The organism is Bradyrhizobium sp. P3_C3, assembly GCF_056402655.1.
Genome location: NZ_JBFUGY010000041.1, coordinates 34,036 through 57,668 on the forward strand (window position 1 = coordinate 34,036; position 23,633 = coordinate 57,668).

Consider the following 23,633-nt stretch of genomic DNA (forward strand, 5'->3'; position numbering starts at 1 on the left):
CGACCTGGAACCCGAATGACCCCCCGCGACGACGCGCCTGCGCCGCTTGATCCCATCCCGGAACCGCATACCGGCCTTATGGGCCGCTTCCGCAATTATTTCCTCACCGGCCTCGTCGTGACGGGGCCAATTGCCATCACGCTGTATCTGGTCTGGTGGTTCGTCACCTGGGTTGACGGCGTGGTGCGGCCGTTCGTGCCGTTGGCCTATCGGCCCGAAACCTATCTGCCGTATGTCATTCCAGGTTGGGGACTGATTGTCGCATTCTTCACGCTGACGCTGGTCGGCTTCCTCGCGGCCAATCTGATCGGCCGGACGCTGGTCGATATCGGCGAGACCTTCCTCGGCCGCATCCCGGCGGTGCGCGCCATCTACCGCGGCCTGAAGCAGGTGTTCGAGACGCTGTTCTCGGGGAAGGGTTCGAGCTTCCGGAAGGTCGGCCTGGTCGAGTTTCCGTCGCCGGGAATGTGGTCGATCGTGCTGATCTCGCAGTCGCCGAATGAAGAGGTCGCGCGCAGCCTGCCGGGGCAGGAGGAGCACGTCTCCGTGTTCCTGCCGTGCTCGCCGAACCCGACCACGGGCTTCTTCTTCTACGTGCCCAAGAGCAAGATCGTCGAAGTCGACATGAGCACCGAAGATGCCGCGACCCTGATCATGTCGGCCGGCGTGGTGCAGCCGGGCTCGGCGCCCGACCCGAAAAAGGCCGCCGCGCTCGCGGGCATGGCGAACGCCGCGCGCATTGCCAACGCGTCCGCGCTCCAGCCCCAGCCCGCGAAGGTGGAGTAGGGCCATTCCCGTTTCGGATGGCCGCATTCACGCAAGCACTTTCGTCCTCTGCTAGTCTTCCGGTTGAATTGAGCGCCTCGCTCGGAATTCGACCTGGAGTGCATGATGACGAAGACCATTGCGATTCTCGCGCCCGGCGCCATGGGCAGCGCCGTGGCCCGCCGCCTCGGCGAAAACGGTGCGCGCGTGCTGACGTCGTTGAAGGGGCGCAGCGAGGCGACGCAAAAGCGCGCCGCCGATGCGGGCATGATCGGCGCCGAGGACGACGCGATCGCGGAGGCCGACATCATCCTTTCGATTGTGCCGCCGGGCGAAGCGGTAGCGCTGGCTGAGCGGCTGGCCGCGCTGATCGTCCGGCGCGAGAAGAAGCCGATCGTCGTCGACTGCAACGCGGTCAATGTCGATACCGTTCAAAGAATCGAGGAGATCATCGGCTCGGCACAGGCGCCGTTCGTCGATGGCGGCATCATCGGCTTCCTGCCGCAGCCCGGCGGCAAGAGCCCGGCTTTCTACCTGTCCGGCGAGTACGCTGGGGATCTCGCGGTGCTGAAGGATCTCGGGCTCGACGTGCGGATTGTCGAGGGCCCCGTCGGTGCGGCCTCCGCGCTGAAGATGTCCTATGCAGGTATCGTCAAGGGCCTGGCCGGCATCGGCTCGGCCATGGTGGTCGCGGCCACGAAAGCGGGCGCGGCCGATGCGCTGCGCGACGAGCTCGCGCTGAGCCAGCCCGCGGTCCTGGCCCGGCTCGAAGTCGCGCTGCCGGACATGATCCCGAAGGCCTATCGCTGGGTCGCGGAGATGCGGGAGATCTCGGGTTTCCTCGGGCCCGACCATCCGGCGAGCCAGATCTACGAAGGCTTTGCACGCTGGTTCGAGCACCTCGCCGCGGACGCGAATGGCGAAGCGGTGGATGCGGCACTGCTGAAGGCCTTCGCAGCGCGTGTCGCGCAGAAGAAGGCCTGACCGTCCAGTCTGAAGTCACGGCGATGGATCACTCGCCGTGCACTGAAACCGACTCCAGAAAACCCTGGATGTCCCGGTCGCGTCTCAGGCGCACGACCGGGACATCGGGGCCATATTGAAGGCGCTCGGCCTCGATGACGGGCACGCGCTCGGTGTCGTAGCGCCACGCCTCCTTCATCAGTTTCCAGTCGAACTGTTCCGGACATCCCTCGGGCAGATCGGGTCGCGTCGTGTCGCGATCGAACGCGGAGCGCCAGAGAATGCGCCACTGGCAGAGCCAGCGTGGGCGGTCGATGACGACCAGGGTGTCGGCACGCGCAAGCGTGAGATCGAAGGCGAGCCCCGAGAAGCTGCCGTCGATGACCCATGCGTCGCCCGCGATCTCCTCCGCGACGCGTAGACGGAAGCTGGCCTTGTCGGATGGCTTCCATCCCGGCCGCCAGTAGAGCACGTCGAGATGCACCACGGGCAGTCCAAGCTTCCGCCCGAGACTTCGGGAGAGGCTCGTCTTTCCGCTTCCCTGAGAACCGACGACGATGACCCTGCGCATGAGCGCAAGGTTTCATAAAGTCGACCGCGGCGAAAGGGTGAGTCTTCTGAAGCGGCTCTATCCACTTCGTCATTGCGAGAGCAGCGAAGCAATCCAGCCTGTCTCCGTGGGAAGATTCTGGATTGCTTTGCTGCGCTCGCAATGACGGGGAGGAGACGCCGCACGCCCCGTCTGCTATTGTTTCTGCGGAGACAGATGGATGCAATCGGAGTTCGAATGAGAGTGCTGGTGATCGGCGCAGGCGCGCTTGGAGGCTATTACGGAGCTCGCCTGGCCCGAGCCGGCGGCGACGTGACCTTTCTGGTGCGGCCCGGACGGGCGGAGCAATTGCGGCGGAATGGACTGCAGGCCGTGAGCCCGCATGGCGACTTTGCCGTGCAGCCGAAGATCGTCCTGGCTAACGATCTCAAGGAGACGTTCGACGTCGTGCTGGTCGGGGTGAAATCCTACTCGCTCGACGATGCGATGGCCCAGTTTGCCCCGGCCGTTGGCGCCAACACGATGATTCTGCCGATACTCAACGGATTGAAACATATTGACGCTCTGACCGCGAAGTTCGGTGCTGCGCGCGTCCTCGGCGGCCTGGCGAACGTCAGCGCCGGGCTCGACGCGGATGGTCGTGTCGTTCAGTTCATGGCCAATCAGACCATCGTCTTCGGCGAGACCAACGGGGCGCTGAGCGAGCGTGCGCTCGCGCTGGAAACACTGCTCCATGTCCCCGGCATCGACGTGCGCGCCAGCGAAGCGATCATGCAGGACATGTGGGAGAAGTTCGTCCAGCTCAGCACGCTCGCCGGCATCACTTGCCTGATGCGCGCAAGTATCGGCGACATCTTGGCGGTGCCGAACGGCGAGCAGTCCATTTTCCGGCTGTTCGCGGAATGCTGTGCCGTTGCAACGGCGTCGGGTTTTGAGCCACGCGCCCCGTTCATCGAGTTCGACCGGAAACTGTTCACCACCCTGGACTCGCCGCTCAAGGCTTCGATGCTGCGCGATATCGAGCGTGGTTCGGTCACCGAAGCGGAGCATATCCTGGGCGATATGGCCAATCGCGCCCGCACGCTCGGTATCGATACGCCGCTGCTGGATCTAGCCCGCGCGCATGTGGCGGCTTATGAGGTCGGGCGCCGAAGAGCAGCAGGCTAACCCGCTCCGATCAGCGGGATCGCCTCGTCCCGCTCGTAGAGATACAGCAGGCACCGCAGCGCCTCGCCGCGCTCGCCCTTCAGCTTCGGATCGTCCTTCAGGATCCGCAGCGCCTCGTCTCTAGCCTGGGTGATGAGCTGGCCGTGCACCTCCGAGCGCGCGATGCGGTAGCCGGGCAGGCCGCTCTGGCGCACGCCGAGCACATCGCCTTCGCCGCGCAGCTTCAAATCTTCCTCGGCGATGCGAAAACCGTCGGTGGTCTCGCGGATCACCTTCAGACGTGCCTTCGACATCTCGCCGAGCGGCTCGCTGTACAGCAAGAGGCAGGTCGAGGCTTCCGAGCCGCGCCCGATGCGGCCGCGGAGCTGGTGCAGCTGGGCCAGGCCAAACCGTTCGGCGTTCTCGATCACCATGATGGTCGCGGCCGGCACGTCGACGCCGACCTCGACCACGGTGGTCGCAACCAGAAGGCCGATCTCATGGGCGGCGAACTGGCCCATCACGCGGTCCTTCTCGGTGCCCTTCATCTGGCCGTGGACGAGGCCGACGCGGTCGCCGAAACGCTTTTGCAAGCTCTCGAAGCGTTTGGTCGCATTGGTCAGGTGTTCGGTGCCTTCGGCCTCGGATTCCTCGACCAGCGGGCAGATCCAGTAGACCAGCTTGCCTGCCTCCAAGGCCCGGCCGATGCTGTCCGTGACCTCATCGAGGCGGCTCATCGATATGGTGCGGGTCTCGATCGGCTGGCGGCCGGCCGGCTTCTCGCGCAGCTCGGAGATGTCCATGTCGCCGAAATAGGTCAGCACCAGCGTGCGCGGGATCGGCGTCGCACTCAGCACCAGCACGTCGACGGCGGCGCCCTTCGAGGTCAGCGCGAGGCGCTCGCGCACACCGAAACGATGCTGCTCGTCAACGACGGCCAGGGCGAGATCGTTGAAGATCACGTCGTCCTGGATCAGCGCATGGGTGCCGACGAGGAGATTGATCTCGCCGGCTTCGAGTTGAGCCAACAGCTCGCGCCGCTCCTTGCCTTTCTCGCGGCCGGTGAGGATGGCCACGCGCAGCCCTGCGCGCTCCGCGAGCGGGGCGATGGTCTTGATGTGCTGCCGCGCCAGGATTTCCGTCGGCGCCATCAGCGCGGCCTGCTTGCCGACTTCGGCGACGGCGGCGGCCGCCAGCAGCGCCACCACGGTCTTGCCCGAGCCGACATCGCCCTGAAGCAGGCGCAGCATGCGCACGGGTTGTTGCAGATCGTTCGCGATCGCGGCGGTCGCTTCTCGCTGCGACGACGTCAATGCATAGGGCAGGGCGTCGATGATCTTGTTGCGCAAGTGACCGTCGCCGGCGTTGCGGACGCCGGCCGGGCGGCGCAATTGCGCGCGGATCAGGGCCAGCGCGAGCTGGCCGGCCAAGAGCTCGTCGAAGGCGAGGCGCGACCAGTAGGGTTTTTCGGGCAGGATGTCTGTCAGCTCGACCGGCTGGTGCACGCGGCTGAGTGCCTCGGTGACCGTCGGAAAACTGCAGCGGCGCATCACCTCCGGGCTGATCCATTCCGGCAGGGCCGGCAGCTTCTGCAGCGCTTGCGCGACCGCGCGGCGGAGCGAGCCGAGTGCCAGACCGGTGGTCAGCGGATAGACCGGATCGATGCCGGAGAGTTTTGCGATCGCCTCCTCGTCGAGCACGCGGTCGGGATGCACAATCTGCGGGATGCCGTCATACATCTGCAGCGTGCCCGAGACGTAGCGCTTCTCGCCCATAGGCAGCAGTTTTTCGACATAGCCGGGCTTGGCGCGGAAGAAGGTCAGCACGACGTCGCCGGTGTCGTCGCTGGCGTAGACGAGATAGGGCGCGCGGGCGTTGCGCGGCGGAGGCGGACGATGGCGATCGACGGTGACCTCCAGCGTCAACATGGTTCCCTGGACGGCGTCGCGGATCTTTGGCCGCGCACGGCGGTCGATGACCTGGCTCGGCAAATGCAGCAGCAGGTCAACCAGGCGCGGCGTCTCATTGCGGCTGAGCAGGTACTGCAGCAGCTTGTCCTGCTTCGGACCGACGCCGGGCAGGCTGGTCACGGGAGCAAACAGCGGATTGAGCAGGCTGGGGCGCATGAGAGCGAATCTAGGATCGTTTCGGCCCGTCATGCCCGGCTTTATGGCGGGCATCCACGGCTTTTTTCGCGGCGCCCACGCGGGCAGCGGGCCATGCCAAATCGAGGGCTGACAGGGGCGGTCCGAGTGGCTATATCACCCCGGCCCGGCACGTCCGGGCTTTCTGCGTTTGACTGGATCTGAGACATGACGGGAACGACACGATCGAGCAACGGGCTGGACGATCGCCGCAAGCGGCTTCTGTTCCGCTGCTGGCACCGCGGCACGCGCGAGATGGACCTGATCCTGGGCCGCTTCGCGGATGCCGAGATCGGCAATCTGTCCGACGACGAGCTGACCGAGCTCGAGACCCTGCTCGAGGAGTCCGATCCCGATCTCTATGCCGCCATCACCGGTGACAAGGTGCTGCCAGCTGATGTCACCGGCGCGCTGTTTGCGCGCATCAAGGCGTTCCCGATTACGGACGGCGATTTATGAAACAGGGGATGAAGTCGCCGGCCGAGCTGCTTACGCCCGGCCGCGCGCTCACGCTTGCCAATGTTGCCGAGGGCGCCGAGGGCCTCGTCATCTCCGATCTGGCCCGCGCCATCGCCGCGCGGCCGAAGAAACCGGCCGTCAGCCTTGCCGTGGTCTGCCGCGACGGTGGGCGAATGCAGCAGCTCGAGCGCGCGCTGCAATTCTTCGCGCCCGATTTGCCGGTGCTGACGTTTCCGGCCTGGGACTGCCAGCCCTATGACCGCGTCTCGCCGCATGGCGGCATCCTGGCGCAGCGCCTGACCACACTGGCGCGGCTTGCGCCGCTGACCGGCAGCGACAAGCCTCTGATCGTGCTGACCACGGTGAATGCCATCGTGCAGCGCGTGCCCACGCGCGATCTGGTCGCGGCGCAGGCGCTGTCGGTCGCGCCCGGCAATGTCGTGCCGATGGAGACCATCGTCGCCTGGCTCGAGCACAACGGCTACAACCGCTCCTCGACCGTGCGCGAGCCCGGCGAATATGCCGTGCGCGGCGGTATCCTGGACCTGTTTCCGGCCGGCCTCGACCAGCCGGTCCGCTTCGACTTCTTCGGCGACAGCCTGGAATCGATCCGCTCCTTCGACGCCGAGACCCAGCGCACGATGCTCGACATGCGCTCGCTCGACCTCGTGCCGATCTCGGAATTCCAGCTCGTCACCGACACCATCCGCCGTTTCCGCATGGGCTATGTCGCCGAGTTCGGCGCGCCCGAGCGCGACGATGCGCTGTACGAGGCCGTCAGCGAGGGCCGCCGCCATCCCGGCATGGAGCACTGGCTGCCGCTGTTCCAGGACCGGATGGACACGCTGTTCGACTATCTGCAAGGCGCGGCCATCGCGATCGAGCCGCAGGCCGAGGACGCGGTTCGCGAGCGCTTCAAGCAGATCCAAGATTACTACGAAGCCCGCCGCGATGCGATGGAGCATCCCGGCGGCGGTGCCATCTACAAGCCGCTGCCGCCCGACAGGCTCTATCTCACCGACGAGGAATGGACCAGGCGCGAGAGCGAGATGTCGCTGGTGCGGCTGACGCAGTTTTCGGTTCCGGCCGATGGTGCGACGATCGTCGATGCCGGCGCGCGCAAGGGCCGCGACTTCGCACCCGAACGCAATGACGCCACCGTCAACGTGTTCGAGTCCGTCGTCAGCCACGTGATGGCGCTGCATGCCCAGCGCAAGAAGGTCGTGATCGCTCTCTGGAGCGAGGGATCGCGCGACCGCATGACCTCGATGCTGCGCGACCACAAGCTGACCCACACCACCAGCGTCAACGCCTGGCGAACGGTGCAGGCGACCCCGCGCAACGAGACCATGCTCGCCGTGCTCGGCCTGGAGGCCGGGTTCGAGACCGACGAGATCGCGCTGATCAGCGAGCAGGACATCCTTGGCGACCGCCTGGTGCGGCCCCGCAAGGCGAGCCGCAAGCTCGACAATTTCATCTCGGAGGTGACGAGCCTTGCCGCGGGCGACATCGTCGTCCACGTCGATCACGGCATCGGTCGCTTCATCGGCCTCCAGACTCTCGACGTCGCCGGCGCGCCGCATGACTGCCTCGAGCTGCATTACGCCGCCGAGACAAAGCTGTTCCTGCCGGTCGAGAACATCGAGTTGCTGTCGCGCTACGGCTCCGACCAGACCACGGTCGAGCTGGACCGTCTCGGCGGCAGCGGCTGGCAGACCCGCAAGGCGAAGCTCAAGAACCGCATCCGCGAGATCGCGGGCGAGCTGATCAAGATCGCCGCCGCGCGCCATTTGCACGAGGCGCCAAAGCTGCCGGTGCAGCCGGGCCTCTATGACGAGTTCTGCGCGCGCTTCCCCTACGACGAGACCGAGGACCAGTTAGGGGCCATCGAATCCACGCTGAAGGACCTCGAGCTCGGCCGTCCGATGGACCGGCTGATCTGCGGCGACGTCGGCTTCGGTAAGACCGAGGTGGCCTTGCGCGCGGCCTTTGCCGTCGCGCTCGAAGGCAAGCAGGTCGCGGTCGTGGTGCCGACCACGCTGCTCGCCCGCCAGCACCACAAGACCTTCACCGACCGCTTCAAGGGCTTTCCAGTGAATGTGGCGCAGGCCTCGCGCCTGGTTCCGACCAAAGAGCTGAACCTGGTCAAGAAGGGCATTGCCGACGGCTCGGTCGACATCGTCGTCGGCACCCACGCGCTGCTCGGCAAGGCGATCAAGTTCCGCGATCTCGGCCTCGTCATCGTCGACGAGGAGCAGCATTTTGGCGTCACCCACAAGGAACGGCTGAAGGCGCTTCGCTCCGAGGTGCACGTGCTGACGCTGTCGGCGACGCCGATCCCGCGCACGCTGCAACTGGCGTTGACCGGCGTCCGCGAGCTCTCGATCATCGCCTCGCCCCCGGTCGATCGCCTCGCGGTCCGCACCTTCGTTGCCCCGCACGATCCGCTGATGATCCGCGAGGCGCTGCTGCGCGAGCGCTATCGCGGCGGCCAGGCGTTCTACGTCGTGCCGCGCATCGACGACCTCGCCGAGGTCAAGGACTTCCTCGACAAGAACGTGCCGGAGATGAAGGTCGCGGTCGCGCACGGCCAGATGCCGCCGGCGGTGATCGAAGACATCATGACCGCCTTCTACGACGGCAAGTTCGACATCCTGCTGTCGACCACCATCGTGGAATCCGGCCTCGACATTCCCAACGCCAACACTCTGATCGTGCACCGTGCCGACATGTTCGGTCTGGCGCAGCTGTATCAGCTCCGCGGCCGCGTCGGCCGCTCCAAGCTGAGGGCGTACGCGCTGTTCACGCTGCCGGCGCAGCAGAAGATCACCGCGCAGGCCGAGCGCCGGCTCACCGTGTTGCAATCGCTGGAGACGCTGGGCGCCGGCTTCCAGCTCGCCTCGCACGATCTCGACATCCGCGGCGCCGGCAACCTGCTCGGCGAGGAGCAGTCCGGCCACATCAAGGAGGTCGGCTTCGAGCTCTACCAGTCGATGCTGGAGGAGGCGATCGTCAACCTCAAGGCCGGCGTGTCCGAGCCTGCCGCCGACCGCTGGTCGCCCTCGATCACCATCGGCATGCCCGTGCTCATTCCGGAAGACTATGTCGGCGACCTCTCGGTGCGGCTGTCGCTGTACCGGCGGCTGGCCGATCTCGACACCGAGGAGGAGATCGAGAACTTTGGCGCCGAGATGCGCGACCGTTTCGGCGTGCTGCCCGACGAGGTGCGCTATCTGTTCAAGGTCGCCGCGATCAAGGCGTTCTGCCGCACGGCCAATGTCGGGAAGATCGACGCCGGCCCGAAGGGTGCCGTCATCGCCTTCCGCGATAATTCGTTCGCCCATCCCGACCGCCTGGTGTCGTTCATCCGCAGCTATGGCCAGGCCGCCAAGGTGCGGCCGGACATGAAGGTGGTGTTCCTGCAGGACTGGGAGACACCGGAAGAGCGTCTCGCCGGCACCACGGAGATCATGCGGCAGCTGGCACAGCTGGCGCAGAGCAAGAAGGCGGCGTAATTGTTCCGAGCGCCACCGGAGCGGTACTTGGATACAAGACAGCGGCATATGGCCACTTGCGGAATGATCGAACGACAGCCATGTTCGATACGTCGAGTTAGGCCGACGACTTGGCCTCCGACTTGGCCTCGCCGCTGATAGCGTGCCTGACTAATGACCTGATTCGTGTGACCCGCGACTGGTTTACCGGCCGCGGGTTTTTTGTACCGCAAAGCGGGGCTGCCCCGCCCATTGAAACTTCTGAGGTCGCGAGCGTGTCTATCAATATCGATTCAGGCCAGGAACACGGTGACGAACACGACGACGTCATGTATCCGCAGGTCCTGCCGTTCATATTGGTCCACGCGGGATGCTTCGCGGCGATCTGGTCGGGCGTCTCGTGGCAAGCCGTAGTCATTTGCGCGGTTCTGTACTGGTTGCGCATGTTTGCGATCACCGCCGGCTATCACCGGTATTTCTCGCACCGGGCTTACGCGACCAGCCGGGTGTTTCAGTTCATCCTGGCCTTCCTGGCCCAGAGCAGCGCTCAGAAAAGCGTCCTCTGGTGGGCTGCCAAACATCGCCATCACCATCTTCACTCGGATACGGCGCAGGATGTGCATTCGCCCCGGCACAAGGGCTTCCTCTACAGTCATCTCGGCTGGATCTTCTACCGGCAGCACGATGCAACCGATCTGGTGAAAGTATCGGATCTGGCGTCGTATCCCGAGTTGATGTGGCTGCACAAATTGGAGCTTCTGCCGGCATTCGTGCTCGCGGGCCTCTGCTTCCTCATTGCCGGGTGGTCAGGACTCGTGGTCGGCTTTCTCTGGAGCACGGTGCTCGTGTATCACGGCACGTTCTGCATCAACTCCCTCGCACATGTTCACGGCCGCAGGCGGTACGTGACCGGCGACGATTCCCGCAACAACTGGCTGCTCGCTCTCGTCACGATGGGTGAGGGGTGGCACAACAATCACCACGCCTATCAGGCCAGTGCTCGACAGGGCTTCCACTGGTACGAGATTGATCTCACCTATTATATCCTGGTGGCTTTGTCCTGGCTCGGGATTGTCCGGGATCTGAAGATGCCGCCCAAGCAGGTCCTGCGCAATGAGCATCGGTTGGGATCACGCGCGATCAAGCAAGCGGCCGAGCAGCTCGCCGCTCGCTTCAATCCTGAACACATCGCACAGGCGATCAAGACGTCGATCCATGAGACCGAATTGTCGGTCCGGGACGCGATCATTCTGTTGCAGCAGCGTGCCGACCTGCGTCTGTCCAGCATGCCGACTCGCGACCAGTTGCTGGCTGAAGCGCAGCGCATGTTCGCAAAGACGATGTCGCTGGACGACATCGTCGACCGGGCCCACGAGCTCCTGAACGAAACTGTCGGCTTTCTCCTGGCCACTCCCGCTCTGGCGGCCGCCCCGAAATCTAGCGCGAATGGCGGCGCTTAGCGCCACGTTGCCCGGACAAGGGGCGCGGACGAGATCAGGGATTGCTGACGCGCGACTACGACGCCGCGCGCGACGCGTCGGCTGAGAGACGCCCGAGCAGTGACCGCGCCGTATCCGACGGCGACAGYGAGTCCACGCTGACGACGGGATCGCTGCGCATCTCGTGCTTACCATTGGAGGTGTGCCGCATCACCGCCGACAGGCGGCGGGCGATCATGTGGGCGGTGCGGAAGTCGGTCTCCGCGAACACGACGATGACGGAACCGTCTTTCTGCGCCACGCCAAAATCCATCTGCCGCATCAGTCGGCTCAGGATCCGCGCGGCGTCGAGCTGGGCACGGGAATTGCCGGGCTCGAAGGCGAAGCGCGCCACGGAGAGGCCGCCGCCGCGGGCAAGAGCCTGCTCGACCGCCTTGGCGAAATCGCGGGCAAAAGCTTCCACCGTGAGCAGGCCGCTGCGCGGGTCGAGCCAGCCGCCGGCATCGATCGAACGCAGCGTGCGGCTCAGTTGCGCTTCCATCGCGTGCTGGCGGATCAGCGGCAGCGCGTTGGCGGCGACCTTCGCCGGCTCGCCCGGGATCAGCTCGAGATTGGGCAGGTCGTAAGTCTGCGCGAGCTGGTGCGCGGTGACAACCACGGGCAGGCTGCGGAATCGGGTGTCTTCGGCGAGCACCGTGAGGAAGGCGTCGGTGACGCGCGCGGTAAAGCCTTCGGCGAGTACGACGCCATCGATGTCGCGGGTGTTGAGATGCTTGGCCGCGGCCTCGATCGAGAGCGCGCCGACGACCCCGACGCGTTCGCCGAGTGCGACGGAGAGCGCAGGATAGGCTGCTCCGCGGCCGATCAGGAGCACCGTTGCCTCGCGTGCCGGATCCCCCTCCGGCAACCCGACTTTCGCGTCCGGCAGCCGGCGCAGAACCGTCGCATGGAGAGTGCGTACGCGTAGCGCGGCGCGGAGCCGCGCGACGAGGCGGTCGGAATTGCCGCCGCGCGAGGAGAAGGGCAGGGCGTTCTGCGGCAGCGTGCCCGCAGCATCGAGCGCCACGAACGGCAGGTAGGGCGATTGGTCCGTGATCTTCCTGGCGAGCGTCGCCAGGTGGGGCTCGTGCCCGGCATGCATCGCGGCGAGAACCGCGGCCGGCTGCACCTGCTCGACCGCGCGCGCCGCGCTGGCCCAGTCGGCGTCGACGACGGGAAACAGACGGGCCTCGTCCAGGGCCGCAATGAAAGGCGGCCGCTGGGCGTTGGACACAAACAGGATCGGGCCCGCCTGGGACATCGCAAACTCTGATCACGCAACAGATGCTGCGCAATCTAGTCCGGTTGCCTTAATGCAGCGTCAATGGATGGGTCGAAACTGCGCTTAAACCGGCCCGGAGCGGTCGCGAAAAGCCTCGACCATCAGGGGGTTAAGCCCGAGTTCATTGAGCGCTTCGCGGGCGCGGCCATTGTCTTGCGCCCGTCCTGCGAGCCGGTGACCCGAGAGCCGGTCGGGCAGCGCGGTGAGCAGGGCGCCCTGGCCGAGCCGGCGCGCCCATTCCTGGAGATCGTTGGACAGGAAGCGGTAGCCGCCGACGGCCATGATGCCGGAGGGCGGTGCGGTGATGCAGATCGCGCCGCTCGGACGGTCGAGCCGCGCGGCATAGCCGGTGTCGACATAATCGCGCGGCGGCTGCGCCGTCAGCGTGTCGCCGACCGGCTGCGGCGGCGCGTAGGCCGCGATCGGCACCATCGCTCCGCGCAGGCCGAGCGTGCCCCTGGGCGTCAGCAGGATCTCGCCGGCGATGGAGGAACCGGACTGCTCGCGCGGGGCGCCGTGCGGTCCGGGCATCACCGCAACAGGCATGCCGTCCTCGCCGCGGCGGGCGCCGAACAGCCCGGCCTCGCCGAACAGATAGACGTCGGTCAGCGGTGCATGCGGCGCGATCCAGGCATCGCTCGCCGCCACCTGCTCGGGCGCGCGCCAGAGGCCGATGACGTTGCGCAAGCTCGGCATCCGCGCCGCGAGGTCGGCCTCGCCGAGCCGCAGCGCGAGCTGCGCGGGGGCGATCAGCACCTCGCATTCGTGCTCGTTGATTTGCTGCTCCAGCACGTCGTTCTCGAAGGGATGATGCAGCGCCAGCGTGCCGCCGCAGAGCAGCCACACCGCGAGCGAGGAGGCGAGGCCTGCGAACGACATCGGCGTGAACGCCGCCATCACGGTCGCGCCCTGCTTGATGTCGGCTTCCAGCGACATCGCGAGCCCGCCGGCGATCAGGCTGAAATGCGGCCGCGGCACCGGGCGAAAGCCTTCCGCGGTGACGTCGAAGGAGATCATCGCCGCCTTGCGGCCGTCCTGGATCACAGCGCGCGTGGTGCCCGGCGGGCGGGCCAGCACGTCGTCGAGCGAGGCCATGCCCTCGGGCAGGTCGGCGCCGAAACCGCAGACGTAACGGATCGAGAAGGCCTCCGCGGCGGCGTGCATGGCGAGGTCGGAATAGCTGACGCCGTCGACCTTGCTCATGGTGACGATGGCGCGCGCCGCGGTGCGGTTCAGCGCGGCGGTCAGTTCCGCATGGCGCCAGAGCAGCGGCAGCACCGCGACGACGAGCCCGGCGCGATGCGCGGCGAGCACAGTCAGCACGAACTCGACCGTAGCAGGCAGCTGGATCGCGATGACGGAATTGGCCGGCAGGCCCGATTCGACGAAATGCGCCGACAGGGCCTCGATGGCGGTGTCGGCCTCGGCGTAGGTCATCCGCCGCGGCTGGTGGCCGGTCACGCGAGCCTTGTTGAGGGGATCGAGCAGGGCGGGCGCGTGCGGTTGCCGCATCAGCGTGCGCTGAAACAGCGTGTCGAGCGTCGGCGATACGGCTGGCTGATTCACGGCGTCACTTCGCTTGCGGCTGCCCCTTCGACCACCAGGTCTCCGGCAGGTAGCCGGACAGCGCGGTGGCCTTTGGCCGTTCTATCCGATTCCAGCGCGCGATCCATTGCTCGGATACGTTAAACAGGGGGATTGTATAGAAACCGGAGATCAAGGTGCGGTCGAGCGCCCGCACCGCCGAGACGAAGGCCGTGTGATCACGGGCCTCGAGGAGAGCGTCGATCATGGCATCGACGGCGGGATCTTTGGCGCCCATGTAGTTGCGGGTGCCCGGATTGTCGGCGGCAGCGCTCCCCCAATAGAAATACTGCTCGTTGCCGGGCGACAGCGACTGGTCCCAGCGGTTCTGGATCATGTCGAACTCGTAAGCGAGCCGGCGCTGGTCGAACTGCACGGGATCGACCGCGCGAACGCTCGGCTCGATGCCGGCGCGCTTGAGGTCGCGCTGGAACGCGAGCGCGATGCGCTCCTGGTCGCGGGTCGTCACCAGCATCTCGAAGGTGAAGGGGGCTTTTGTCGCGCGGTTGCGCAGGACTGTGCCGTCGAGATCGTAACCGGCGTCCGACAGGAGCTTGAGTGCCGCGCGCAGCGTCGTCCGGTCGCGCCCCGAGCCGTCGGTGACGGGCAGGCGGTAGCTGCCGTCCATGACGTCGGGGGGGATCTGCGCGGCGAAGGGCTTCAGCAGCTCGCGTTCGCGCGCATCCGCAGGCCGGCCATAGGCCGACAGGTCGGAGCCGGCGAAATAGCCCGCAACGCGCGAATAGAGTCCGAAGAAGTAGTTGCGGTTGACCAGCTCGAAATCGAACAGCAGCGTCAGTGCCCGGCGCACGCGGATGTCGGCGAAGATCGGACGGCGCGTGTTGAACACCAGGAATTCGGAAGGCTGCGGCACGCCGGGCTTGATGGTGTCGCGGATCACTTCGCCGCTTTTGGCGGCTGGAAAGTCGTAACCGTCGTGCCAGCGCAGCGGCTCGTGCTCGACGCGGAAATCATAGAGGCCGCGCTTGAAGGCTTCGAACTGGCCATTGGCCTCGCGAAAATAGTCGAGCCTGATCTCGTCGAAATTGTAGAGCCCGCGATTGATGGGCAGGTCGCGACCCCAATAGTCGGGATTGCGGGTCAAGGTCACGCTGGCGCCGGGCTTCACCGCCATGATCCGATACGGGCCCGAGCCGATCGGGCCGGTCAGCGTCGTCTCCTCGAAGGTTGCGACATCCACTGCATGCTTCGGCAGGATCGGCATCAGGCCGAGGATCAGCGGCAATTCCCGGTCGTTGGCGCCAGCCAGGTCGAAGCGGACGGTGAGAGGGTCGGGCGCCTCGGCCTTGGCGACCTTGGCGTAATATTGCCGATGGTTGGGGCGGCCGTGATCGCGCAGCAGCTGCCAGGAGAACAGCACATCCTCCGCCAGGACCGGCTTGCCGTCGGAGAAGCGGGCGCGGGGATCGAGGCGGAACGTGACAAAGCTCCGCGTGTCATCGGTCTCGACCGATCTGGCGAGCAGGCCGTAGAGCGTGAACGCCTCGTCATTGCCGCGTGCGAGCAGGCTCTCGACCACATAGTTCCGCACCGGCTGCACGGCCAATCCCCTGACGATGAAGGGATTGAGGCTGTCGAAGGTGCCGAGAATGCCCCAGGTGAGCCGGCCGCCCTTGGGGGCATCAGGGTTGGCGTAGGGCATGTGGGTGAAATCGGCCGGCATCGCCGGCTTGCCGTGCATCGCGATGGCATGGGCTTCCCCAGCCCGTGCGCCGCTTGCGGAGAGCGCGGAGGCGACGACGAAGGCAAGAAGACAGAGGCGGGTGCCAAGGCCCTCACGAAGGCCCTCGAGAAGGCGCTGGAACATGGACATCGGCACACGTTGATTCGAGGACCTGCGGGCCTGAATCCTATCACAAGGAATTTCACGGATCGCAGGCCAGGGAGCGGTTCAAGGCGTGGTCAAAGACGCTTGTCGGCATTGATCTTTTCGTCGGCCACGTTAAGAAGGCAGGCAATCGCGCAAGAGCGTCGAGCCCGTCACTTATCCGCCTCAATTGACGGGGAGAGAGCCGCGCCAGGCGGCTCGGTTCGGCGCTTCGGAGCGGTTCGGGCACTTCCCGTTCAGAAAGGGTTTTCCGCAATGAATTTCCGTTACTTGGCCGCGTCCGTCCGGCCGCGCGGGCGACTTTTCGCCCTGTTGACGGCGACGGCGTTGGTCGTCCCGTTTGCTGCTGAGGCCCAGGCTCCCGCGCCGGCCCCCGGCGCGCCTGCCGCGCCCAAGGCGGCCCCGAAAGCCGCTCCGAAGGCTGCCCCCAAGGCTCCGGCACCGGCTGCCCAGGCTCCCGCCCAGCCGGCTCCCGCGCAGGGCGCTCCGGCGCAGCAGGGCGCCGCGGCCCAGCCGGCCGATCAGCAGATCCAGCTGATCTACGCCCCCTGGACCAAGTTCTGCCTCAAGGGCCAGGACGCCAACGCCAAGCAGGTCTGCTTCACCGGCAAGGACGGCCGCATCGAGTCGGGCCAGCCGGTCATCGCGGCCGTGATCATTGAGCCGGAAGGTGAGCCCAAGAAGATCCTGCGCGTGACGCTGCCGCTCGGCATGCAGCTCGTGCACGGCACCCGCATCATCGTGGACAACAATGCGCCGTTGCAGAGCCCCTACGTGATCTGCTTCCAGAATGGCTGCATGTCCGACTACGAGGCCACGCCCGAGCTCATCGGCAACATGAAGAAGGGCCAGAACCTCGTTGTCCAGGCGATCAATGCGAACGGTGCGCCCTTGACGCTGCCGCTGCCGCTCGCCGGCGAATTCCAGAAGGCCTATGACGGTCCGCCGACCGATCCGAAGGTGTTCGAGGAAACCCAGAAGAAGCTTCAGGAAGAGCTTCAGAAGAAGGCCGACGAGCAGCGCAAGAAGCTCGAGCAGAACGGTGGCGCGCCCGGCGCGGCTCCGACCGGTCAGAAGTAAGCGGGCTAAAATCCCGGACATGAAAAAGGCGCTCGGTTCGAGCGCCTTTTTTGCTGGCCGCTTGATGGCGGCAAAACTCAGTTCAAGCGCGGTCGGCTCAGTTCAGCGACGGATTGCGCGGGCGATAGCCGCCGGTCTTGTCCTTGATGAAGATCTCGGCGACCTGGGAATGGCGGATCGGCTCGCCGGAATCGTCCGGCACCAGGTTCTGCTCGGAGACATAGGCGACGTATTCCGACTCCGCGTTCTCCGCGAGCAGATGGTAGAACGGCTGGTCCTTGTGAGGCCGCACCTCTTCGGGAATCGACAGCCACCACTCCTCGGTGTTGTTGAATTCCGGATCGATGTCGAAGATCACCCCCCGGAACGAGAAGATCCGGTGGCGAACGACCTGTCCGATCTGGAATTTGGCGGTCCTCGCTTTAATCATTCCCCGTCGATAGACCAGGATTGTGGCCGATGCTAGTGCCCTGACCTGGAATTGACCTTCGACTAAGGGGTGGATAGCCCCCAAATCTTCAGAAAACACTTCATCAATGATCGATATCCTCAATCTGGCGCTACCTTATTTCGGCTTGATCTTTGTTGGATTCGCTTGCGGCAAGGCCAAGTCGCTGCCAGAATCAGGCCTCGCCTGGATGAACTTCTTCCTGCTCTACGTGTCGCTGCCGGCGCTGCTGTTCGCGATCATGTCGAAGACGCCGTTTGCGGAATTGAACAACCCGCCGTTCCTGGTCGCGACCACGCTGTCCACGGTTGCGGCGTTCACCCTGGCGCTGGTGGTCGGCAAAGTTTTGGGACGGCTGACGCTGCGCGAGGCGACGCTTGCGGGCCTCTCCGGCGGCTATGGCAATATCGGCTATATGGGGCCGGGGCTGGCGCTCGCCGTGCTTGGGCCGAAGGCGTCGGCGCCGACCGCGCTGATCTTCTGCTGCGACAGCATCTTCCTGTTCACGATCGTGCCGCTGCTGATCGAGCTCTCCGACCGCGACCATCCCTCGCTGGTCCATGCCTTCGGCGTCGTGCTGAAGCAGATCGTGCTCAACCCGCTGATCATGTCGGCCTGCTTTGGCGCGGCCGTGGCGGCGCTTCATATCGAGCTGCCGGTCGCACTCGATCGCACCATCACGTTCCTTCAGAACGCAGCCGCACCGACCGCGCTGTTCGTGCTCGGCGTGACCGTGGCGCTCCGCCCGTTCAACCGGGTGCCGTGGGAGGTGCCGGGCGTGATCGCCGTGAAGCTCTTGATCCACCCGCTCGCCGCGTTCGGCCTGATGCTGGCGTTCGGACCGTTCGCGCAGCCCTGGGCCGCGACCGCCGTGCTGATGGCCTCGCTGCCGCCGGCGCTCAACGTGTTCGTGATCGCGCGGCAGAACGACGCCTGGATCGAATCCGCCTCCGTCGCGGTGCTGCTCGGGACCTTCGCGTCCGTGGTCACGCTGACCAGCGTGATGTGGGCGATCCAGACTGGCCGGCTGGCGTTTCCGTAAGCGAGCCTACCGCCGCCACGTCGGGGTCAGGCCCTCGCGCATGGCGAAGCGCCTGAGCGGGCCGATGGCGCCGAGCAGGTGCATGCCGACCGCGCGGACCGGCTGGAGCGGCAGGAAATCGTTGAGCAGGGAGCGGTTGGCGATGTCGATCGCAAACGTGCGGCTCAAAATGTCCGGACGCCGCGCCCGGTCGTAGCGCTTGAGCACGTCGGGCGCGCCGGGATCCTGGCCCGCAGCGATCGCTTCGCCCGCGAGCCTGGCGATGTCAGCGGCATCGCGCAGACCAAGGTTGAGGCCCTGGGCGCCGATCGGCGGGACCACATGGGCGGCTTCGCCGACCAGCGCGATGCGGTCGCGCCCGAAGGATTTTGGACGTTCGATCGCCAGCGGGAAAAGGTTGCGGCCCGGCTCGACCGTCATGCGTCCCAAAATGGAATGCGACTGCTTCTCGATCGCGGCGGACAGCTCCGCGTCGCTCAAGCCGCGAAGCCGCTCGGCCTCGGCGAGGGCCGAGACCCAGACGATGCTGGAGCGGTCGCCGGGCAGGGGCACGAACACGCAAGGGCCATGCGGCGTGTGGAACTCGGTCGAGACGTTGCGATGCGGGCGCGCGTGGCCGACGTTGAAGGTCAGCGCGGTCTGCGTCAGGTCGCGTCGCGTCACCGCGATGCCGGCGGCTTCCCGGCACAGCGAGTGCCGGCCGTCGGCGCCGACCACGAGCCGGGCCGTGAGGAATTCAGCGGACGCCGTGCGGATCGCGACGTCGTCGGCTTCGATGACGACGCTTTCGGCCTCGTCATCGCAACGGACGAGGTTGGGCAACTCGGCCGCGCGTTCTTCCATCGCCAGCATCAGCGAGCGGTTGTCGATATTGTAGCCGAAGGCGTCGAGCGCGATTTCGTGGCAGGAGAACCGGACCTCCGGCGCCCGGAACAGCCGGCCGGTGTCGTCGACGAGGCGCATGATTTCGAGCGCGGCCGCCTTGCCCTTGCAGCGCGGCCAGACATCGAGGCTCTCCAGGAGATCGACGGAGGCGCCGAGCAGGGCGGTGGTGCGGTTGTCGGCATAGGGCACGCGCCGCGCCACCAGCGCGGTCCGCGCGCCGGCCTGCGCCAGTGCGATGGCGGCCGCCAGTCCCGCCGGTCCGCCGCCGATCACGGCCGCGTCATGGAGTGTCGATGCATCTGTCATGGAACGACAATTGACATGCTGCGCGGCAAATTCAAGCCCGGCTATATTTCCTTGATTTTATGGCGAATTGTGCGACCGAGCGCCGCAATGGCGGATGTGCAAACCGGTCTCATTCTGATAGCAGAAGCCATGGATACCCAAGAGGATTCCCTGAAGCCGAGACCGGCGATCCGCGCCGCGGCCTTCTCGGTGCACATCTTCACCGCATTCGGCGCGGCCATCGCGCTGCTGGCGATGCTGGAGGCCGTGCGCGAGCATTGGGCGGCGATGTTTCAGTGGCTGGGCGTTGCCCTGATCATCGATGCGATCGACGGGCCGATCGCCCGCCTGCTGAAGGTCAAGGATGTGCAGCCGAACTGGTCGGGAGACGTGCTCGATCTCGTGGTCGACTTCGTCACCTATGTGTTCGTGCCGGCCTATGCGATCGTGGCGAGCGGGCTGTTGCTGCCGGTGGCCGCGCCGCTGCTCGGCATCGCCATCATCGTCACCAGCGCACTATATTTCGCCGATCTGCGTATGAAGGCGGACGACAATCATTTCCGCGGCTTTCCGGCGCTGTGGAATGCGGCGGCGTTCTACCTGTTCCTGCTGCACTGGCCGCCGCTGGTATCGACGCTGCTGGTCGCGGCGCTTGTCGTGCTGACCTTCGTGCCGTTCCACGTGCTGCATCCGGTCCGGGTGGTTCGGCTGCGCTGGCTGACGATGTCGCTGATCGCGATCTGGGCCGTGCTCGGCCTCTATGTGCTGGAGATGGATTTTCGCGTCGGCACCGGCGTGACCATCGTGCTCTGCGCCATCGCGCTCTGGATCAGCTTCAGCGACGCCTTGATCCGCCTGGCAAGATCCTTCGCATGATGCACCTCCTCACTAGTCCTGAAGCCTGGGCCGCGCTGCTCACCTTGACCGCGCTCGAGATCGTGCTCGGCATCGACAACGTCATCTTCCTGTCGGTGATCGTCTCGCGCATCCCCGAGAAGCAGGCCCACCGCGCCCGCCAGATCGGGCTCGCGCTGGCACTGATCTTTCGCATCATCCTGCTCAGCCTGCTGGTCTGGCTGATCGGCCTGACCGCGCCGGTGTTTTCGTTTTCAGGTTACGGCTTCTCCTGGCGCGATCTCATCCTGATCGGCGGCGGCCTGTTCCTGATCGCCAAGGCGACGCACGAGATCCACGCCGAGGTCGAAGCCGATGACGGCGAGGGCGACCGGGAGTCCGGCGGCAGCGCGTTCTTCTGGGTGATCGTCCAGATCATCGTCATCGACATCGTGTTCTCGCTGGACTCGATCATCACCGCGATCGGCATGGCGCAGGACATCGAGATCATGATCGCGGCGGTCGTGATCGCCTGCCTGATCATGTACATTTCATCGGGGCCGGTGTCGCGGTTCGTCGCGGAGCATCCGACCACCAAGATGCTGGCGTTGGCGTTCCTGGTGCTGATCGGCGTCGCGCTGGTCGCGGACGGATTCCAATTCCACATTCCGCGCGGCTACATCTACTTCGCAATTGCGTTCTCGGCGGCAGTGGAATTCTTCAACGTGCTGGCGAAGCGCAACCGCAGGAAAGTCCGCAAGTCGTCCGTTTAGCCGTTCCAATCTGGGTCGAGTTGACAAGGCGGGCGCGATGTCTTTCGCTCAGCGGCGAGAAGACCGAGAGGAGGTCAGGTGATGACCAAAGCCGTCCGTGTGCACAAGGTCGGAGGCCCCGAAGCCCTGGTCTATGAGAGCGTCGAGGTCCCGGCGCCGGCTTCCGGCGAGGTGCGCATCCGCCAGCATGCGGTCGGGTTGAACTTCATCGACGTCTATTATCGCACCGGCCTCTACAAGGCGCCGGGGCTGCCCTTCATCGCCGGCAACGAGGCGTCGGGCGAGGTCATCGCCGTCGGGCCCGGCGTGACGCATTTCCATCCCGGCGATCGCGTGGCCTACTACCACAATCTCGGCGCCTATACCGGCGAGCGCAACATCCCCTGGGAGAAGCTGGTCAAGCTGCCCGACCACATCACGCACGAGCAGGGCGCCGTGCTGATGCTGAAGGGGCTGACGGTCTGGTATCTCCTGCACAAGACCTTCAAGGTCGAGCCGCATCACCGCGTGCTGATCCATGCCGCGGCCGGCGGCATCGGCTTGCTCGCCTGTCAATGGGCGAGGGCGCTCGGCGCGCACGTCATCGGCACGGTCGGCTCGCGCGAGAAGGCGGAGCTTGCGGAGGCCAATGGCTGCGACCACGTCATCCTCTACAACGAAGAGGATTTCGTCGCGCGCGTGAAGCAGATCAGCCGCAACGAGGGCTGCGACGTCGTCTATGACGGTGTCGGCAAGGCGACCTTCCCGGGCTCGCTGTCCTGCCTGAAGCCGCTCGGCATGTTCGTCTCGTTCGGCAATGCCTCGGGGCCCGTGCCGCCGTTCTCGATCGCCGAGCTCAACAATCACGGCTCGCTGTTTGCGACGCGGCCGAAGCTCAACGACTACGTCGGCACGCGCAAGGAGCTGTTGGAAGGCGCCGACACGCTGTTCGCCGCCGTCATCAACGGCAAGCTGCACGTGCCGATCAACCACGCCTACGCGCTCAAGGACGCCGCCAAGGCGCATATCGATCTCGAAAGCCGCAAGACCACCGGCGCGTCGATCCTGAAGCCGTAGCAAGTTGCTCCATTAAAGTCGTCATGCCCGGGCTTGTCCCGGGCATCCACGTTCTTTGTGCCGCGCCTCAAGGCGTGGATGGCCGGGACAAGCCCGGCCATGACGGCGAGGGCGTTTACGCGACCCGCCGTGCCGCGCCGGCCCTGGTCAAAATCCCGTCGAGACAATCGATCATCTCGGCGATCTCGGCCCGCGTGACATTCAGCGCCGGCATGAAGCGCAGCGTGTCGAGCTGCGGCGCGTTCAGGAGCACGCCGGCCTCGAACGCCTGCGCGACGATGCCTGGCGCGATCGGCAGCTTGAGGTCGAGCGCGAGCAAGAGGCCACGTCCCCGCACGCCGCCAAGGCCGTGCCGGGCCGAGACCTTCTGCAACTCGCTTTCGAGCAGCAGGCCGGTCTCGGTGACCGACTTCAGGAAGTCGGGCTTGCAGACCTCCTCGAGCACTGCCAACCCCGCCGCGCACATGATCGGGTTGCCGTTGAACGTGCCGCCCTGGTCGCCGTGCTCGAAGCAGGAGGCACGTTCGGTTGCGAGCAGGGCTGCGAGCGGCACGCCACCGCCGATGCCTTTGCCGAGCGTCATGATGTCGGGCGCGATGCCTGTGTGCTCGTAGTGGAAGAGTTTTCCGGTCCGGCCCATGCCGGTCTGGATCTCGTCAAAAATGAGCAGCAGGCCGTGCGCGTCGGTGAGCGCGCGCAGCTCCTTCAGGAACTGATCGGTCGCGGGCCACACGCCGGATTCACCCTGGATCGGCTCCAGCATCACCGCGACGGTGTTGTCGTTGATCAGCTCCTCGACCGAGGCGATGTCGTTCAGCTTCGCCTTCTTGAAGCCCGCGACCTTCGGCTCGAACAGCGGCTCGAACGCCTTCTTGCCCGAGGCCGACATCGTCGCCAGCGTCCGGCCGTGGAAGCCGCCTGCGAAGCTGATGATCTCGAACGCGCCGTTCCTGTGCAGGCTGCCGTATTTGCGCGCGAGCTTGATCGCGCCCTCGTTGGCTTCGGCGCCCGAGTTGGCAAAGAACACCTGGTCGAACGCGCTGTTTGCGACAAGCCGCTCGGCAAGTTTCAGGCTCGGCTCGTTGTAGAACGCCGGGCTTGGCGTCAGCAACCGCTTTGCCTGCGCGGAAAGCGCATCGGCGATCGCGGGCGGGGAGTGACCGAGGCAGTTCACGGCCCAGCCCTGCACGAAATCGAGATAGCGCTTGCGGCTGTCGTCCCAGAGGTAGGAGCCGGCGCCGCGGACGAACACGGCCTTGGGCCGTGCGGTGATGTCCATCAGCGCGTCAAACGGATGCGTGGTCATGTCGAACTCCTGTGGGGACGGGGTGGAAAAAGGGGCGCAAAAAGCAGAAAGGCCGCACCTTGCGGGTGCGGCCTTTCTCGAAAACTCGGCTGAATTCAGTGGTTCAGCGGCGTCGTCGGACATGGCGCACCCTCTCCTCGTCGCGGAAGCGACGGCGGAGCATTTCGGTGCGCTGATGGGTCCGAGCGTTGATCATGGGCGGGTCCCTAC

19 protein-coding genes are annotated in these 23,633 nt (G+C 65.8%); 11 read left to right on the plus strand and 8 right to left on the minus strand.

Annotated features, from left to right (window positions below):
• The first annotated feature begins 15 nt into the window (after nt 1-15).
• Complete coding sequence (locus AC1DW2_RS34275; RefSeq protein ID WP_014495163.1) at nt 16-786, plus strand: DUF502 domain-containing protein; 771 nt, start codon at nt 16-18, stop codon at nt 784-786.
• 105 nt (nt 787-891) lie between these two features.
• Nucleotides 892-1,749 (plus strand): NAD(P)-dependent oxidoreductase, encoded by an 858-nt coding sequence (locus AC1DW2_RS34280; protein ID WP_477008195.1) that lies wholly within the window; start codon nt 892-894, stop codon nt 1,747-1,749.
• Between the two features lie 28 nt (nt 1,750-1,777).
• Here the strand turns inward: AC1DW2_RS34280 and AC1DW2_RS34285 are convergent, their stop codons facing one another.
• Complete coding sequence (locus AC1DW2_RS34285) at nt 1,778-2,299, minus strand: P-loop NTPase family protein (RefSeq protein WP_085404732.1); 522 nt, start codon at nt 2,297-2,299, stop codon at nt 1,778-1,780.
• A 216-nt stretch (nt 2,300-2,515) separates the two neighbouring features.
• Here AC1DW2_RS34285 and panE point away from each other — a divergent pair, with 216 nt between their 5' ends.
• Nucleotides 2,516-3,445, plus strand: coding sequence for a 2-dehydropantoate 2-reductase (gene panE / locus AC1DW2_RS34290; protein ID WP_477008196.1), 930 nt, complete (start codon nt 2,516-2,518; stop codon nt 3,443-3,445).
• Here panE and recG read toward each other — a convergent pair.
• Nucleotides 3,442-5,550, minus strand: a complete 2,109-nt coding sequence (recG, locus tag AC1DW2_RS34295) for an ATP-dependent DNA helicase RecG (protein WP_477008197.1) — start codon at nt 5,548-5,550, stop codon at nt 3,442-3,444. The genes panE and recG overlap by 4 nt on opposite strands.
• Nucleotides 5,551-5,736: 186 nt before the next feature.
• On the opposite strand from recG, the gene AC1DW2_RS34300 reads away from it, so the two are divergent.
• The 3 genes from AC1DW2_RS34300 (at nt 5,737) to AC1DW2_RS34310 (ending at nt 10,981) form a co-directional block, all read left to right on the plus strand.
• On the plus strand, nt 5,737-6,027 hold the full coding sequence (locus AC1DW2_RS34300; RefSeq protein ID WP_028147879.1) for an FAD assembly factor SdhE: 291 nt from the start codon (nt 5,737-5,739) through the stop codon (nt 6,025-6,027).
• Nucleotides 6,024-9,542 (plus strand): transcription-repair coupling factor, encoded by a 3,519-nt coding sequence (mfd, locus tag AC1DW2_RS34305; protein WP_477008198.1) that lies wholly within the window; start codon nt 6,024-6,026, stop codon nt 9,540-9,542. The genes AC1DW2_RS34300 and mfd overlap by 4 nt, the downstream gene beginning before the upstream one ends.
• Nucleotides 9,543-9,850: 308 nt before the next feature.
• Complete coding sequence (locus tag AC1DW2_RS34310; protein WP_247310079.1) at nt 9,851-10,981, plus strand: acyl-CoA desaturase; 1,131 nt, start codon at nt 9,851-9,853, stop codon at nt 10,979-10,981.
• Between the two features lie 55 nt (nt 10,982-11,036).
• Here the strand turns inward: AC1DW2_RS34310 and AC1DW2_RS34315 are convergent, their stop codons facing one another.
• The 3 genes from AC1DW2_RS34315 to AC1DW2_RS34325 form a co-directional block, all read right to left on the minus strand.
• Nucleotides 11,037-12,260 (minus strand): GGDEF domain-containing protein, encoded by a 1,224-nt coding sequence (locus tag AC1DW2_RS34315; RefSeq protein WP_477008199.1) that lies wholly within the window; start codon nt 12,258-12,260, stop codon nt 11,037-11,039.
• Nucleotides 12,261-12,344: 84 nt separating this feature from the next.
• Nucleotides 12,345-13,847, minus strand: coding sequence for an AMP-binding protein (locus AC1DW2_RS34320; protein ID WP_477008200.1), 1,503 nt, complete (start codon nt 13,845-13,847; stop codon nt 12,345-12,347).
• A 4-nt stretch (nt 13,848-13,851) separates the two neighbouring features.
• Nucleotides 13,852-15,699: an extracellular solute-binding protein gene (locus AC1DW2_RS34325; protein ID WP_477008201.1), complete on the minus strand. Its 1,848-nt coding sequence runs from the start codon at nt 15,697-15,699 to the stop codon at nt 13,852-13,854.
• 270 nt (nt 15,700-15,969) lie between these two features.
• On the opposite strand from AC1DW2_RS34325, the gene AC1DW2_RS34330 reads away from it, so the two are divergent.
• A complete protein-coding gene (locus tag AC1DW2_RS34330; protein ID WP_477008202.1) occupies nt 15,970-16,794 on the plus strand; it encodes an invasion associated locus B family protein in 825 nt (274 codons plus the stop codon).
• Nucleotides 16,795-16,891: 97 nt separating this feature from the next.
• On the opposite strand, the gene hspQ is transcribed toward AC1DW2_RS34330, so the two are convergent.
• Entirely contained in the window at nt 16,892-17,224 is a 333-nt protein-coding gene (hspQ, locus tag AC1DW2_RS34335) for a heat shock protein HspQ (protein WP_014495177.1), read from the minus strand.
• Nucleotides 17,225-17,330: 106 nt separating this feature from the next.
• On the opposite strand from hspQ, the gene AC1DW2_RS34340 reads away from it, so the two are divergent.
• Nucleotides 17,331-18,284 carry an AEC family transporter gene (locus AC1DW2_RS34340; protein ID WP_028147872.1) on the plus strand — a complete coding sequence of 318 codons (954 nt, stop codon included), beginning with the start codon at nt 17,331-17,333 and terminating at the stop codon, nt 18,282-18,284.
• Between the two features lie 6 nt (nt 18,285-18,290).
• On the opposite strand, the gene AC1DW2_RS34345 is transcribed toward AC1DW2_RS34340, so the two are convergent.
• Nucleotides 18,291-19,475, minus strand: a complete 1,185-nt coding sequence (locus AC1DW2_RS34345) for a UbiH/UbiF family hydroxylase (protein WP_477008203.1) — start codon at nt 19,473-19,475, stop codon at nt 18,291-18,293.
• Between the two features lie 87 nt (nt 19,476-19,562).
• Here AC1DW2_RS34345 and pcsA point away from each other — a divergent pair, with 87 nt between their 5' ends.
• The 3 genes from pcsA (at nt 19,563) to AC1DW2_RS34360 (ending at nt 22,117) form a co-directional block, all read left to right on the plus strand.
• Entirely contained in the window at nt 19,563-20,330 is a 768-nt protein-coding gene (gene pcsA, locus AC1DW2_RS34350; protein WP_071917447.1) for a phosphatidylcholine synthase, read from the plus strand.
• Nucleotides 20,327-21,061 carry a TerC family protein gene (locus AC1DW2_RS34355; protein ID WP_063983222.1) on the plus strand — a complete coding sequence of 245 codons (735 nt, stop codon included), beginning with the start codon at nt 20,327-20,329 and terminating at the stop codon, nt 21,059-21,061. Before pcsA ends, AC1DW2_RS34355 begins: the two co-directional genes overlap by 4 nt.
• 81 nt (nt 21,062-21,142) lie before the next feature.
• On the plus strand, nt 21,143-22,117 hold the full coding sequence (locus tag AC1DW2_RS34360; RefSeq protein WP_477008204.1) for a quinone oxidoreductase family protein: 975 nt from the start codon (nt 21,143-21,145) through the stop codon (nt 22,115-22,117).
• Nucleotides 22,118-22,232: 115 nt separating this feature from the next.
• Here AC1DW2_RS34360 and AC1DW2_RS34365 read toward each other — a convergent pair whose 3' ends face one another.
• Nucleotides 22,233-23,423 (minus strand): acetylornithine transaminase, encoded by a 1,191-nt coding sequence (locus AC1DW2_RS34365; RefSeq protein ID WP_477008205.1) that lies wholly within the window; start codon nt 23,421-23,423, stop codon nt 22,233-22,235.
• Between the last annotated feature and the right edge of the window lie 210 nt (nt 23,424-23,633).